Raw genomic sequence first — 13,028 nt, forward strand, 5'->3', positions numbered from 1 at the left:
GATGCCTACGCCCCTCGTCGTTTCGGAAGTCTCCAAGAGCTTCACCATGCACCTGCGCGGCGGCCTGCGGCTGCGGGTGGTGGAGAACGTGTCCTTCGCGCTCAAGGCCGGCGAATGCGCCGTTCTCGGCGGGCCTTCGGGCGCCGGCAAGAGCTCGGTCATCAAGATGCTCTACGGCAACTACGCCGTGGATTCGGGCCAGATCATCGTCCAGCACGACGGACACCTGATCGATCTCGCCTCGGCTTCCCCCAGAACGGTGCTCGCCGTGCGCCGCCATACGATCGGCTATGTCAGCCAGTTCCTGAGAACCGTTCCGCGCGTTTCCGCGGTCGACGTCGTGGCCGAACCGCTCGCGGTCAGGGGAGTTGATCGGGAGAAGGCGCGCGCGAGGGCGCGGGAACTGCTCGCCCGGCTGAACCTGCCCGAAATGCTCTGGTCGCTGCCGCCCGCGACGTTTTCCGGAGGCGAGCAGCAGCGGGTCAACATCGCGCGGGGTTTCATCACCGATCATCCGGTGCTCCTGCTGGACGAGCCGACCGCCTCTCTGGACGCCAGGAACCGCGCCGTCGTGATGGAGATGATCGGCGAGAAGAGGGCGGCCGGCGTGGCGCTGCTCGGCATCTTCCATGATCAGGACGTGCGCGACGCGGTCGCCGACGCCGTTATCGACGTCACCCGCTTCGCGCCGGGAAGGGCGGCGGCATGAGCACCAGGCTTTCCGTCGAACCCCTGGTCCATCCCACCGCCGAGGTTAGTGACACGACGCTCGGCCGCTACACCGAGGTTGCCGAACGCTGCCGCATCAGCGAGAGCGTGATCGGCGACTACTCCTACGTGATGCAGGACTGCGGCGTCTGGTGCGCCGGGATCGGCAAATTCTCCAACATCGCCGCCGCGGTGCGCATCAACGCGACCAACCATCCGACCTGGCGGCCGACGCTGCACCACTTCACCTACCGCGCCTCCGACTACTGGGAAGACGCCGGCCACGAGGAAGCCTTCTTCGAATGGCGGCGCGACAACAGGGTGACGATCGGCCACGACACCTGGCTCGGGCATGGCTCGACCATCCTGCCGGGCGTCACCGTCGGCGACGGGGCGGTGATCGGCGCCGGAGCCGTCGTGTCGAAGGATGTCGCACCTTACACGATCGTCGGTGGCGTTCCGGCAAAGCCGATCCGCGCGCGCTTCGATCGCAGGACGGCGGAACGCTACCAGGCGCTGGCCTGGTGGAACTGGAATCACGAGCGGCTTCGCATGGCACTCGAGGACTTTCGCGCGCTTTCGGCCGAAGCCTTTCTTGAAAAGCACAGCGGCTGACTGTCTGCGCCTCGCGGCTGTGGACTGTAACGAAACCGTCATCCGCCTGACATTCCCGCTTCATCCAACTTCGATACCCGGTTCTCCCGTAGACGCGAAAAAGCGCGACAACGGGGAGCCGTATGCTTGAAATACGCAAGGTGACGCGCCGCTTCGGCGGCAACGTTGCCGTCAAGAACGTGGAGCTCGATATACCCAACGGCCAGATGGTCGGCGTCATCGGACGCTCGGGTGCGGGCAAGTCGACCCTGCTGCGCATGATCAACCGCCTGATCGACCCGTCCGAGGGCGTCATCAAGTTTTCCGGCGTCGAGGTCTCTTCTCTGCGGGGTGCGAAGCTGCGGGCGTGGCAGCGCGACTGCGCCATGATTTTCCAGCAGTTCAACCTCGTGCCCCGGCTCGACGTCTTGACCAACGTGCTTCTGGGACGGCTCAACCACCGCTCCACCGCACTCAACCTGATGGGCATCTTCTCGGATGCCGAACGCGCCTCGGCGATCGCCGCGCTGGAGCGGCTGGGGATCGCGCAGGCGGCGTTGCAGCGGGCCGGCACCCTGTCGGGCGGGCAGCAGCAGCGCGTGGCGATCGCCCGCGCCCTCATGCAGCAGCCGAAGGTCATTCTGGCCGACGAGCCGATCGCGTCGCTGGATCCGATGAACGCTAAAATCGTCATGGATTCGCTCGCAGACATCAACCGGCGCGAAGGCATCACCGTCGTGACCAACCTGCACACGCTCGACACGGCGCGAAACTATTGCGAGCGCGTCGTGGGAATGGCGGCGGGCGAGGTCGTCTTCGACGGCCCGGCCGAGGACCTGACGACCGAAGCCGTCCGCATGATCTATGGCGCCGATAGCGACGGATCGGACATTTCCGAAGACATCACCTCGACCAGCATCGACACGCGCCGGCCGAGGGTCAAGGCATCCATCGCATCGCTGGAGCCGGCTCTGGCCGACGCCTGACGGGCGGGATCGCGTCGCCCGCGTAACGGGCCCCACGAAATCGAAGCAGCCGGCGCCAGCCGGACCAACAGGAGAGACATCGATGTTCAAAAAGGCACTGATGGGCGCCGTCGCGCTCGCCGCCCTTGCAGTCGGTTCGGCGCAGGCCGAGGATCTGAAGGACTTCCGCATCGGCATTCTGGGCGGCGAGAACGAAGCCGACCGCCTGCGCAATTTCCAGTGCATGGTCGACAAGCTTCCGGACGTTCTCGGCGTCGAGAAGGTTTCGCTGTTCCCGGCGGCCGACTATGACGGCGTGATCCAGGGTCTGCTCGGCGGCACGCTCGACTACGCCGAGCTCGGCGCTTCGGGCTACGCCAAGGTCTATCTGGAGAACCCGGAAGCGGTCGACCCGATTCTGACGACGATCCAGACCGATGGTTCCACCGGCTATCACTCCGTCATGGTTGCCCGAGCCGATTCCGGCCTCACGTCGCTCGAGGACCTCAAGGGCAAGAAGCTCGGCTTCGCCGATCCGGACTCCACCTCCGGCTATCTCGTTCCGGTCGTCACGCTGCCGAAGGATCTCGGCGGCGTCGCGGTGAAGGACTATTTCGCCGAGACCGGCTTCGGCGGCGGTCATGAGAACCTCGTCCTCGAAGTCGTCAAGGGCACTTTCGACGCGGGCACGACCTGGGCCTCGGGCGTCGGCGATTTCAAGGACGGCTACACGTCCGGCAACCTGCGTAAGATGGTCGACAAGGGCATCCTCGACATGGACGATCTCGTCGAGATCTGGAAGTCGCCGCTGATCCCGAACGGCCCAATCGTCGTGCGCACGTCGATGAACGACGATACGAAGACCAAGTTCAAGGACTTCATGCTGGCGCTGCCCGACAGCGACCCGGCCTGCTTCTCCGCCATCCAGGGCGGCGACTTCAAGGGCTACACGGAAGTGACTCCGGCCTTCTACCAGCCGATCATCGACGCCCGTAAGGCGCAGATCGGCTCGTAAGCATCAGACAACCGGACGCGCCGCCCGCCGACTGGCTGGCGGCGCGTCTTGCATGTTCACAGCAGGCATTCTCAGGGCGGGATCGAATGACGGCCACCATGACGGCGACGCCGCTTTCGCAGACGGGCCAGCTCGTCGAGCGCCACTGGCGGGAATTGGCGGGTCGCCGCCGCATGTATACCCTGCTCGGGTTCGGGGTCTTCGTCGCCGCCATGACGGCGTCGCTCTGGTTCGCGAACGAGACCAACGCCGGAAAATTCTTCGACCGGCTGCCCTACTTCTTCGATTTCATTTCCATGCTCGTCCCGCGCGACGGCTGGGAAGTCTGGCGGGCGATGTTCGATCTGCCGTCGCCCCATTTCGACGGAAGCCTGAAGTTCAACTATCCGGAAGGGCGGGTCTACCTGACGGAGACGATCTATCTTCCCGAATATTTCTACAAGATGATCGAGACGCTGAACATCGCGGCGGTCTCGACGCTGATCGGTTTCGGCGCGGGGTTCCTGCTCTGCTTTCTGGCGGCGCGCAATCTCGTCGCGAACCGTTTCCTGCGCTTCTTCGTGCGCCGCTTCATGGAGATCCTGCGCGCCTTTCCCGAAATCGTCATCGCCGGCTTCTTCCTCGCGATCTTCTCGCTGGGCGCGGTACCCGCGATGATCGCGGTGTCGATCCACACGATCGGCGCCCTGGGGAAGATGTTCTTCGAGGTGGTCGAGAATGCCGACATGCGCCCGGATGAGGGCCTGCGCGCGGCGGGGGGCAACTGGACCGAGCGGGTGTGGTTCGGCATCGTGCCGCAGGTCATGCCGAACTTCCTGAGCTACGGACTGCTGCGGTTCGAGATCAACGTGCGCGCCTCGACAATCATCGGCGCGGTTGGCGGCGGTGGCATCGGCGAGGCGCTGAGGCTGTCGATCAGCCGCGGCCACGAGGCCAAGACGCTCGCCATCGTGCTTCTGCTGTTTACCACCATCGTCCTGGTCGACCAGTTCTCCGCCTGGCTGCGCAAGCGTCTGGTGGGGTCCCAGGCCTTCGAGTTCGGCCGGGGAGCCTGAGACCATGGCGCTTCTGTCCGCCGCCGAGACCGGCGATATCGCCGCGCGCCACCCGGCGCTCTTCAAGCGCTCCTTCGCGCAGCGGTTCACCGGTTCGCTGGTTGCCGCCGGGATCGCGCTCTACCTCGTCTTCGTCTGGTGGTTCTTCTCCATCGGTGCGGTCTTCTCGAACGGCAACTGGGACATCGCCGGCAACTATCTCGCCGACTGGGTTTCCTACGAGGTTCGGCCCGACGTGGAGTTCGAAGAAAACCATCTGGTGATCTCCTATCCGCGCTTCTCTCCGCTCGGAGAGGACCCGCAGCCGGACTGGGTGACAACCGAACGCGCCGTCGTCGAGCGCGCAGTCAGCGGCCCCGACACCTCGAAGGGTTCGGGTGGCGGCCAGAACAGTTCGTTCGGCAGCCTGCTCGGGCCGGTCGGGGGAGATCCGGCACCTGCCGCGGAGCCAGATCTTCTGCCGACGCCCGATGCGGCGAAGCAAGAGCCGAGAACGATCCGCGGAGAGGAGATCGTCCGGACCGTCGTCGAGATCGGCCCGACCGCTGCGATCGATATCCGCCCCGGACGCGTCACCGTCACGCGCGGGCCGGAAATCCTCGACATCGATATCGTCCGCGACGAAAGCGTGGTCGCAAGCGCTCCGCTGCCGGCCTGGGCCCAGCAGCGCGCGCCCGGCGGCAAGATCATCGTCGGCTTCGGTTTCTCGGGACGCGCCGAGATCGAGAGCGACGAGGTCAAGATCCGGCACCGTTTCTGGGGCTGGGAGAACTTCGTTTTCGACACGAACTCGCCCTTCTGGGGCAGATCCTTCGGAGAAGTCGTGTCGCTGATCGTGGCGGGACCGAGGCTGGTGCCCGAAACGTCCAACTTCGCCCTTGCTGTGAACAACATCCTCTACAATGCCGAATGGCAGCATGCCGACGTCTGGATCAAGCTGCTGCAGACCATCGTCATGGCCTTCGTCGGGACTGTCTTCGCCTCGCTGCTGGCATTTCCGCTGGCCTTCGCGGCGGCGCGCAACATCACGCCGAACTTCTTCGCCAACCAGGTCTTCAAGCGCCTGTTCGACTTCTTGCGGTCCGTCGACATGCTGATCTGGGCGCTGTTCTTCACCCGTGCCTTCGGTCCGGGTCCGCTCGCGGGCATATCGGCGATCTTCTTCACCGACACGGGCACCTTCGGAAAGCTCTATTCCGAGACGCTCGAAAACATCGACGACAAGCAGCGCGAGGGCGTCCGCTCGGTCGGGGCCGCACCGGCGGTGGTGCAGCGCTACGGCGTCCTGCCGCAGGTGCTTCCGGTGTTTCTCAGCCAGTCCCTGTACTTCTGGGAATCGAACACACGGTCCGCCACCATCATCGGCGCCGTCGGCGCCGGCGGCATCGGCCTGAAGCTGTGGGAGGCGATGCGCACGAACCAAGACTGGGAAAACGTCGCCTACATGGTCGTGTTGATCCTGATCGTGGTCTTCGTCTTCGACAACATCTCGAACTTTTTCCGCCAGCGCCTGATGGAAGGCTCCTCCCGCCATTGATGACTTTTCCGGACCGATTTGCTATCTCGCCGTAGCCGTCGGCGGCTTCGTCATTCTGTCACGAAAATCGCCTATCCCGTCGCCCTCGGCGAGGACAGTTCCCCATGCGCTATGCCATCTATTTCACGCCGCCTCATGACGATCCGCTGACGCGCGCCGCGGCGCGCTGGCTGGCCCGCGATCCCTTCACGGGCACGTCGGTGCCGGCGCCTTCGGTGCCCGGCCTCTCGGCGGAGGAACTCGCCTATCACACGGCGTCGGCGCGGCGCTACGGCTTCCACGCCACGCTCAAGGCGCCGTTCGCGCTCGCGCCCGCCAAGACCGAAGCCTCTCTGCTCGCCGCCTTCGACACGTTTGCGGCAAGCGTCGATCCGGTCTACCTGCCGGCCATGAAGCTGAGGCGGATCAGCGGCTTCTTCGCGCTGACGCCGGCCGAGCGCAGCCCGGCGCTGGACCGGCTGGCGAGCGACATCGTCGTGGCGTTCGATCGCTTCCGCGCGCCCATGACCGACGCCGACATCGCCCGGCGCAATCCCGAATCGCTGCGGCCGGCCGAACTGAAGCACCTCCACCAGTGGGGCTACCCGTACGTCTTCGAATCCTTCTTCTTCCACATGACGCTTTCCGGGCGTATTGCCGAAGCCGATACCCCGCGCTTCACCCAGGCCGTGGAAGCCTTCTTCGGCCCTCTGCTGGGCGAGCCGCTCGACATCGCATCGCTTGCCCTCTTCGTGGAGAGGGAACCCGGGGCGCCCTTCACCGTGCTGGCGCACCGCCCGCTGGGGCAGATGCAGCAACGAAAGTCCGCCTGAATGACCACCGAAACCGTATTGTCCAATGCCAGGATCGTTCTCGCCGACGAGATCGTCGACGGGTCGGTCGTCATCCGCGACGGACTTATCGCGGACGTCTCGCCGGGCAATGCGGCGTCTGGCGAGGATTTTGGTGGCGACTACCTGATCCCCGGGCTGGTCGAACTCCACACCGACCACCTCGAAGGTCATTACGCGCCGCGCCCCAAGGTCCGCTGGAACCCGCTCGCCGCAGTGCTGGCGCATGATGCGCAGGTTGCGACCTCTGGCATCACGACGGTGTTCGACGCCTTGCGCGTCGGTCTCGACGAGGATTCCGACATCACCGCCGGCGACATGCGCCACCTGGCCGATGCGATCGAGGATGGGGTGCGGAAGGACCGCCTGCGCGCCGACCATTTCCTTCACCTGCGCTGCGAGGTTTCTGCCGACGACTGCCTGGAAGGATTCGCGCTGTTCGACGGCGACGAGCGCGTCAGGCTCGTCTCTCTGATGGACCATGCACCGGGCCAGCGCCAGTTCGTGAATCTGGAAAACTATGCGTCCTACTATCAGGGCAAGCTGAAGCTCTCCGACGAGGCGTTCAACAGGTTTTGTGAAAAGCGGATGGGGGAGTCGGCGCGAAACTCCTCGCGCCACCGGGTCGCGCTCTCGCAGGCGTGCCGGTCGCGCGGCATCGTGCTGGCGAGCCACGACGATGCCACGACGGAGCATGTCGACGAGGCGATCGAGCAGGGCATCGTCGTCGCCGAGTTCCCGACGACCCTCGAGGCGGCGAGCGCGTCCAAGCGCGCCGGCATGGGCGTGCTGATGGGCGCGCCCAACGTCGTACGCGGCGGATCGCATTCCGGCAACGTGTCGGCCCGCGAACTCGCCGAGCGCGGCTGTCTGGACATTCTTTCATCGGACTACATTCCCTTCAGCCTGATCCAGTCTGCATTCTTCCTCGGCGAGGTGGTGGACCAGATCTCGCTGCCGCAGGCCGTCGCGATGGTTTCGAAAAACCCCGCCGCGGCGACGGGACTGGACGATCGGGGCGAGATCGCCATCGGCAAGCGGGCCGACCTCGTGCGCGTGCGCGTCGACGAACACATTCCCGTCGTGCGCTCGGTCTGGCGGGAAGGCCGCCGCGTCGCTTGATGGAAGGATCGGTTTCACGCGGCCGGAACGGTCCCGACGCGCGCGAGCGTCAGGGCGCATTCGTCGCCGTGGTCGGACCCAGCGGCGCCGGCAAGGACACGCTGATCGCCTATGCCAAGGTCCGGCTTTCGGAGAAGGGTCTGGACCGGTTTCATTTCGTGCGGCGCGTCATCACCCGGACGGCGGACGGATCGACCGAAGACCACGACACGCTGTCGCCGCTGGCATTCGAACGGGCGGAAGCCGACGGCGCCTTCGCGCTGTCCTGGGAGGCGCACGGCCTGCGCTACGGCCTGCCCGCGGGCGTCGACCGGCACATCTCCGCCGGCGATACGGTGGTTGCCAACCTGTCGCGCAAGGCGATCCCGGCGCTGCGGACGCGCTACCGCAACGTCTCCGTCGTGGCCGTCGTCGCCAGCAAGGCGACGCTTTCCGCCCGCCTGATTGCGCGGGGCCGCGAAAGCGCGGAGGAGGTGGCTGCGCGGCTTTCTCGCAGCACGGAGACGGACCTAGGTATCTCCGGCGCATTCGCCACGATCGCCAATGATGGGACGATCGCGGAGGCGGGCGAGGCGCTGATTTCCGCCATCGAGGCCGCCGCCGAACTCTCGATGGCGCCGCTGGATCTCTGAGATACTTCGGCGCGTCAGCCAATCCGCAGGATGTGGTTGTCCCAGACGTATTCCGGCAGCGTCCGGTCGTCGTCCGACGCGGGGCAGACGACGCGGCCTTCGCCGGTCGTTGCGAGGTAATCAGCGCCGTCCGGCGCAAGTCCGCAGACTTCCGTCATGTCGCGCCGAGCGACGATCTTCCTCGTCGAGGTTTCGATGACGGCCATCTGGTTGCCTTGCGGGGAGGAGACCGCGACGGTGCCACTGTCGCCATTGGCCGCGACCGAACCGATATAGTTGCGGAAGCCGGCGAGCACGTCCGGAGGCATATCGACGAGGTTGAGTTCCTCGCCGGGACGCGCGGTTCCGACCAGCGGCGGCTGGTCGAGCGCCGGCCCCTCGTACTGGCAGCCGAACCAGACCGATCCCGCATTGTCGATCGCCATGTGCCGGATCGACAGCTTGTGCAGGGCGGACGGAAGCTTGTGCTTTTCGAAGAGATCGCCCGTCTCGCGGTCGATGAAGACGAGCGAAGGCTGCATCGTGGCGATTTTCAGCTTGGCGCGGCCGAAATCCGGATGCGTCTCGATGCCGCCATTGGCGATCGCCAGCGTCTTCCCGTCCGGCATGAGAAGCAGTTCGTGGGGGTCCATGCCGTGCGTGGGAAACTCGCCGATGCGGCTGAAGCCGTCGGTCGCGTCGTAGATGCCGATCATTCCTGCCGCGGCGTCGAAATCGTTTTCCGTCGCGTAGAGCAGCCGCCCGTCGGGCGAGAAGACGCCGTGGCCGAAGAAGTGCCTGCCGGCGGCGCTGGCGATCGTCACCGGCTCGCCGCGGCCGGTATGGTCGAACACGACCGCGAAGGTGCCCGGCCTTCGCGCGAAGGCGACGGAGCGGCGGGTGACGGGATCAAAGGTGACGTCGTGCCCGCGGTTCGGAAGGTCTAGGCGGTGCAGTATTTCGCCACGCTCCGAGAGAACCGCGATGCCGTAGCGCTCGTCGCGATCGACGAAGGCGGTGGCGAAGACCGCGTCGGCGGAAAGCGCCGCCATCGCTGCTTCAGGAGCGAGGCTCGCGAGGAACCCGGCACCGGCCGCCTTGAGGAAGAAGCGGCGGTTGATCAGTCCCTGCTTCGGCGCCCGCACGATCAGTCTCCGTCGAGTGAGGAAAAGCCCGCTGTCAGTCCGTATTCGCCGCTCAGCTGGCGGCCCACGAGGTCCGACAGCCCGGAGGTGACGATACGCACGTAGTCGAGCTTCGCCCGCCGGTCCGGGTCGGCGAGGATGTCGGCGATGGGGTCGTCATCGAGCGCGGCAAGCGCGCGGTCGGCATTGGCGAGTTCGAACCGGATGGAGTCAGGGATCCAGCGCTTGTCTTCGGCAAGATGTTCCTCAAGCCCGGCCGCGTCCAGAAGTCCGCCGACGGAGCGGAGGTTCGATCGGATGGCGGGGATCGTCTGCCGGGAGCGCCAGAACAGCGCCTGCTTCGGCTGGTCGTCGCCCGGCACCTCGGCGAGGAAACCGTTGATGCGCACGTCGCGAACCAACTCGAGGCCGTGGATGGCGATGTCGATCAGGTCCGACAGGGACTCCTCGCCGCTGCGGTAGAGCGGATTGTCCGCGCCGGGCTCAGTCCATAGCCGGGAGATACCGTCGTCGTCGGTCCAGCCGGCGCTGAGCTGACTCGCGGTCTCGTCCAGATTGGCGGTCACCGTCCGTGCATAGTCGCAACGGAAGCCGGCCTGATCCGCCAGGTCGTCGCTGCCGGTCCCGAACAGCGAAAACTCCAGCGCGCCGAAACCCTGCACGGCGACGCTCTTCTGCACCAGCGTGTCGAGGCTGGTGGCGGACGCGTCCTCGGTGGCGAGGATGCCCTGCACTTGCTTGAGGCCGATGCTGCGGCGGTCCGGCCAGTAGAAGATCCGTTCGAGCCGGTTGTCCTGCGTCACCGGTCCGAAGCGGACGAGTTCGATACCGGCCCAGGCCTGCACGGCCTCGTCGAAACCGGCGCGGGCCGCTTCTAGCGTTTCCGCGGACGGCTCCTGGCAGAGGGTTTCGACCCGCTCGTGCAACGCGTCCGCCGCTGTCGCGAAGGCCCGGTAGGCGGGCTGGATGTAGCCGTGGAGAGCGCCGGCCACCATTTCAACGGCGCCGTCCGGGGATTGCGCGTACGCGGGCACGGAGAAGACCGGCCCGAAACAGGCCAAGGCAACCAGGAAACGCAGACGCATCAGAGAGACTCCAGAAACCGGATCAATGCCTCGCGGTCCTGTTTCGACAGGGCCTTGAAGCCGTCGCGTGCCGCTTCCGCTTCGCCGCCGTGCCACAGGATGGCCTCGGTGAGGTTTCGTGCCCGCCCGTCGTGCAGGAAGAAGGTGTGGCCGTTCACGGTCTCGGTGAGGCCGATGCCCCAGAGCGGCGGTGTGCGCCATTCGCTGCCGCGCGCGTCTCCCACCGGCTGCCAGTCGGCGAGGCCGACGCCCATGTCGTGCAGCAGGAAGTCGGAATAGGGCCAGATGAGCTGGAACGCCTGCGCCTTGTTCGGGGCGTCGCGCCTGGTGACGAATTTCGGCGTGTGGCAGCCGCCGCAGCCGAGCGAATAGAAGACGTCCTTGCCGTGCAGGACCTGCGGATCGTCGACGTCGCGGCGCGCCGGCACCGCCAGGTTCTGCGAATAGAAGGTCACCAGATCGAGCACCGGATCGGGCGCCTCGGTGTCGCCCAGACGCTCCTGCACGCCGCTCGCCGCTGCGAGGCAATCGGTCTGGGATTCGGTGCATTCACCCCAGGAGTTTGGCACGTCGGGGGTCGAGATGCCGATGTCGCCGGCGAAGGCGTTCGCCGCCTGCTGCCGGATCGAGGCGGTCTGCGCCTTCCAGCCAAAGCGGCCGAGCGTCAGCTGTCCAGCCGCATCGCGTACCACGTTCGGCCGTCCGGAGATGCCGTCGCCGTCGGCATCGTCGGGGTCGGCCAGCGCCAGGATGTCGGCCGGGTGGATCTGCTCGACGAGGCCGAGCCCGATCATCGGCGGCGTGACGCGCGGCGACAGCGTCGTGCTGACGTTCATCGGGCCGTAGGCGAGGTCGGTGACCGAGTATTCCGGCCGCCGCAGCGAAACCACCGTGCCGTCGCCGAGGGTCACCGGAACCTCTTCGTAGGTGACCGCGACCTTGCCTTCCGACTTGAGACCTGGGACCGCCAGGTCCTGCAACTGGCCGCCATAGACCGGGTCCGGCAGGTTGAGGATCTGCTTGTCCCTGAGGAGAGCCTGCTCTTCGGCCGTCCTTGGCGCCCGCGACAGGCGAAGGAACATGGACGACGCGTCGCCCTCGGTCGGCGGATGGCCGCGGCCGTCCTTGAGATGGCAGCTTTGGCAGGCGCGCGCGTTGAACAGCGGCCCCAGCCCGTCGGAGGCCTGGGTCGAGGAGGGCGAGGAGACCCACAGCTTGCGGAACAGGGCGTTGCCGAGCTTGAACGTCTCTTCTTCGGCGAAGGTGAGGTTGGCCGAGAAGTTCGAGAAGGCGTCGGCGTTGACGAGCTTGCGCGAGGTCGCCGCGCCGCCCTGCATGTTCTCGAACTTTTCCGGTGCGGAGAAGTCGTCAGTCGGGCGCGTCACCCTCTCGACGCGGGCGATGTCCTCGGCGGAAAGATCGTCGCGCGTCGAAGGGATCGCGGCGATCTCGGCGGCGAAGGCGCTCGCCGCGACCGCGAAGGCGGTAGCGGCCAGGGTCAGGCCGGTTGCTGCGGGAGAAACCCCGATGCGGCGCGATAAGGAAGGGCGCATGCGGCGCGCGAATGATCTCAGGGGCCGCATGCGCTCACGTCCTAGTCCTCTTCGCCGGCGTTCCCGGCGTTCAGGAGGCCGTACTTTTCCTCGCCGAGCGACTTCATCAGGTCGAGTTGCGTCTCGAGGAAGTCGATGTGGCCTTCCTCGTCCGTCAGCAGTTCCTCGAACAGTTTCATGGTGACGTAGTCGCCGAGTTCCTGGCAGATCTCGCGTGACTTCTTGTAGGACGTGCGGGCGTCGTATTCGCCGGCGAGGTCCGATTCCAGCACTTCCCTGACGTTCTCGCCGATCCTGAGCGGCCCGACCGACTGGAGGTTCGGATGGCCTTCGAGAAAGATGATGCGCGCGACCAGCTTATCGGCGTGATGCATCTCCTCGATCGATTCCTCGCGCTCCTTCTTGGCGAGCTTGATGTAACCCCAGTCTTCCAGCAGACGATAGTGAAGCCAGTATTGGTTGACGGCACCGAGTTCCAGAAACAGGGCCTCGTTAAGCCGCTCTATGATTTGTGGTTCGCCCTTCATGACGCCTGCTCCCGTATTGACCGCGCAATCCGCGTACGCGGTCTAGGTGTGAAACGATTTCCACGGCGTTCGCCTCCGAACGCGTGTGGTAGTCCTCGGTGACCCGGATGATCGTTTCCACCACATTTGGGAAACAGCCGCAACAGCGTCCGCGCTTGGAAAGCGCGTGGTATACCTTCGCAGGCACGATCAGCTGCCACGGATCGGCGTCGAGCAGGCCGACGATGGTCCGTTCGATCTCCTTCTCGGTGATCATGTTGCAGTGACAGACGAGCATGGTG

The 13,028-nt window shown here is 65.8% G+C and carries 14 protein-coding genes; 9 read left to right on the forward strand and 5 right to left on the reverse strand.

Annotated elements, in window-relative coordinates; genetic code table 11:
- Position 1: 1 nt before the first annotated feature.
- The 9 genes from phnL to phnN all read left to right on the forward strand — a co-directional run bounded on the left by phnL (position 2) and on the right by phnN (position 8,458).
- A complete protein-coding gene (gene phnL, locus BSQ44_RS03335; protein ID WP_072601936.1) occupies positions 2-709 on the forward strand; it encodes a phosphonate C-P lyase system protein PhnL in 708 nt (235 codons plus the stop codon).
- A complete protein-coding gene (locus tag BSQ44_RS03340) occupies positions 706-1,323 on the forward strand; it encodes a DapH/DapD/GlmU-related protein (RefSeq protein ID WP_072601937.1) in 618 nt (205 codons plus the stop codon). The genes phnL and BSQ44_RS03340 overlap by 4 nt, the downstream gene beginning before the upstream one ends.
- Before the next feature lie 122 nt (positions 1,324-1,445).
- The gene (gene phnC / locus BSQ44_RS03345) at positions 1,446-2,288 is read left to right on the forward strand and encodes a phosphonate ABC transporter ATP-binding protein (protein WP_072601938.1); all 843 of its coding nucleotides are present in this window, start codon (positions 1,446-1,448) and stop codon (positions 2,286-2,288) included.
- Positions 2,289-2,370: 82 nt separating this feature from the next.
- Positions 2,371-3,282, forward strand: coding sequence for a phosphonate ABC transporter substrate-binding protein (gene phnD / locus BSQ44_RS03350; RefSeq protein ID WP_072601939.1), 912 nt, complete (start codon positions 2,371-2,373; stop codon positions 3,280-3,282).
- Between the two features lie 86 nt (positions 3,283-3,368).
- Positions 3,369-4,337, forward strand: coding sequence for a phosphonate ABC transporter, permease protein PhnE (gene phnE, locus BSQ44_RS03355; RefSeq protein ID WP_072601940.1), 969 nt, complete (start codon positions 3,369-3,371; stop codon positions 4,335-4,337).
- Positions 4,338-4,341: 4 nt separating this feature from the next.
- Positions 4,342-5,874 carry a phosphonate ABC transporter, permease protein PhnE gene (phnE, locus tag BSQ44_RS03360; RefSeq protein ID WP_072601941.1) on the forward strand — a complete coding sequence of 511 codons (1,533 nt, stop codon included), beginning with the start codon at positions 4,342-4,344 and terminating at the stop codon, positions 5,872-5,874.
- Between the two features lie 104 nt (positions 5,875-5,978).
- Entirely contained in the window at positions 5,979-6,686 is a 708-nt protein-coding gene (locus tag BSQ44_RS03365; RefSeq protein WP_072601942.1) for a DUF1045 domain-containing protein, read from the forward strand.
- The gene (locus BSQ44_RS03370) at positions 6,687-7,826 is read left to right on the forward strand and encodes an alpha-D-ribose 1-methylphosphonate 5-triphosphate diphosphatase (RefSeq protein ID WP_072601943.1); all 1,140 of its coding nucleotides are present in this window, start codon (positions 6,687-6,689) and stop codon (positions 7,824-7,826) included.
- Positions 7,826-8,458 (forward strand): phosphonate metabolism protein/1,5-bisphosphokinase (PRPP-forming) PhnN, encoded by a 633-nt coding sequence (gene phnN, locus BSQ44_RS03375; RefSeq protein WP_072601944.1) that lies wholly within the window; start codon positions 7,826-7,828, stop codon positions 8,456-8,458. Before BSQ44_RS03370 ends, phnN begins: the two co-directional genes overlap by 1 nt.
- A gap of 14 nt (positions 8,459-8,472) precedes the next feature.
- Here the strand turns inward: phnN and BSQ44_RS03380 are convergent, their stop codons facing one another.
- Genes BSQ44_RS03380 through BSQ44_RS03400 form a run of 5 tightly spaced genes read right to left on the reverse strand, consistent with a single transcriptional unit; the run spans position 8,473 to position 13,024 of the window.
- The gene (locus BSQ44_RS03380; protein ID WP_072601945.1) at positions 8,473-9,582 is read right to left on the reverse strand and encodes a DUF1513 domain-containing protein; all 1,110 of its coding nucleotides are present in this window, start codon (positions 9,580-9,582) and stop codon (positions 8,473-8,475) included.
- Positions 9,583-9,584: 2 nt separating this feature from the next.
- Positions 9,585-10,667 (reverse strand): imelysin family protein, encoded by a 1,083-nt coding sequence (locus BSQ44_RS03385; RefSeq protein WP_072601946.1) that lies wholly within the window; start codon positions 10,665-10,667, stop codon positions 9,585-9,587.
- Positions 10,667-12,250 (reverse strand): di-heme oxidoreductase family protein, encoded by a 1,584-nt coding sequence (locus BSQ44_RS03390; RefSeq protein WP_083534416.1) that lies wholly within the window; start codon positions 12,248-12,250, stop codon positions 10,667-10,669. Before BSQ44_RS03390 ends, BSQ44_RS03385 begins: the two co-directional genes overlap by 1 nt.
- Positions 12,251-12,261: 11 nt before the next feature.
- Positions 12,262-12,747: a bacterioferritin gene (gene bfr, locus BSQ44_RS03395; RefSeq protein ID WP_072601947.1), complete on the reverse strand. Its 486-nt coding sequence runs from the start codon at positions 12,745-12,747 to the stop codon at positions 12,262-12,264.
- Positions 12,713-13,024, reverse strand: a complete 312-nt coding sequence (locus tag BSQ44_RS03400; protein WP_072601948.1) for a (2Fe-2S)-binding protein — start codon at positions 13,022-13,024, stop codon at positions 12,713-12,715. Before BSQ44_RS03400 ends, bfr begins: the two co-directional genes overlap by 35 nt.
- Positions 13,025-13,028: the final 4 nt, after the last annotated feature.

Origin of the sequence: Aquibium oceanicum (assembly GCF_001889605.1) — a bacterium.
In the GTDB taxonomy this organism is placed as follows: domain Bacteria; phylum Pseudomonadota; class Alphaproteobacteria; order Rhizobiales; family Rhizobiaceae; genus Aquibium; species Aquibium oceanicum.

Bases quoted from the DNA above. Each gene is read 5' to 3' on its own strand.
- phnD (WP_072601939.1), top strand. From the start codon at position 2,371: ATGTTCAAAAAGGCACTGATGGGCGCCGTCGCGCTCGCCGCCCTTGCA.
- BSQ44_RS03390 (WP_083534416.1), bottom strand. From the start codon at position 12,250: ATGCGGCCCCTGAGATCATTCGCGCGCCGCATGCGCCCTTCCTTATCG.
- BSQ44_RS03340 (WP_072601937.1), top strand. From the start codon at position 706: ATGAGCACCAGGCTTTCCGTCGAACCCCTGGTCCATCCCACCGCCGAG.
- phnC (WP_072601938.1), top strand. From the start codon at position 1,446: ATGCTTGAAATACGCAAGGTGACGCGCCGCTTCGGCGGCAACGTTGCC.
- BSQ44_RS03385 (WP_072601946.1), bottom strand. From the start codon at position 10,667: ATGCGTCTGCGTTTCCTGGTTGCCTTGGCCTGTTTCGGGCCGGTCTTC.
- BSQ44_RS03400 (WP_072601948.1), bottom strand. From the start codon at position 13,024: ATGCTCGTCTGTCACTGCAACATGATCACCGAGAAGGAGATCGAACGG.
- BSQ44_RS03365 (WP_072601942.1), top strand. From the start codon at position 5,979: ATGCGCTATGCCATCTATTTCACGCCGCCTCATGACGATCCGCTGACG.
- phnE (WP_072601940.1), top strand. From the start codon at position 3,369: ATGACGGCCACCATGACGGCGACGCCGCTTTCGCAGACGGGCCAGCTC.
- phnN (WP_072601944.1), top strand. From the start codon at position 7,826: ATGGAAGGATCGGTTTCACGCGGCCGGAACGGTCCCGACGCGCGCGAG.
- BSQ44_RS03370 (WP_072601943.1), top strand. From the start codon at position 6,687: ATGACCACCGAAACCGTATTGTCCAATGCCAGGATCGTTCTCGCCGAC.
- phnL (WP_072601936.1), top strand. From the start codon at position 2: ATGCCTACGCCCCTCGTCGTTTCGGAAGTCTCCAAGAGCTTCACCATG.
- phnE (WP_072601941.1), top strand. From the start codon at position 4,342: ATGGCGCTTCTGTCCGCCGCCGAGACCGGCGATATCGCCGCGCGCCAC.
- bfr (WP_072601947.1), bottom strand. From the start codon at position 12,747: ATGAAGGGCGAACCACAAATCATAGAGCGGCTTAACGAGGCCCTGTTT.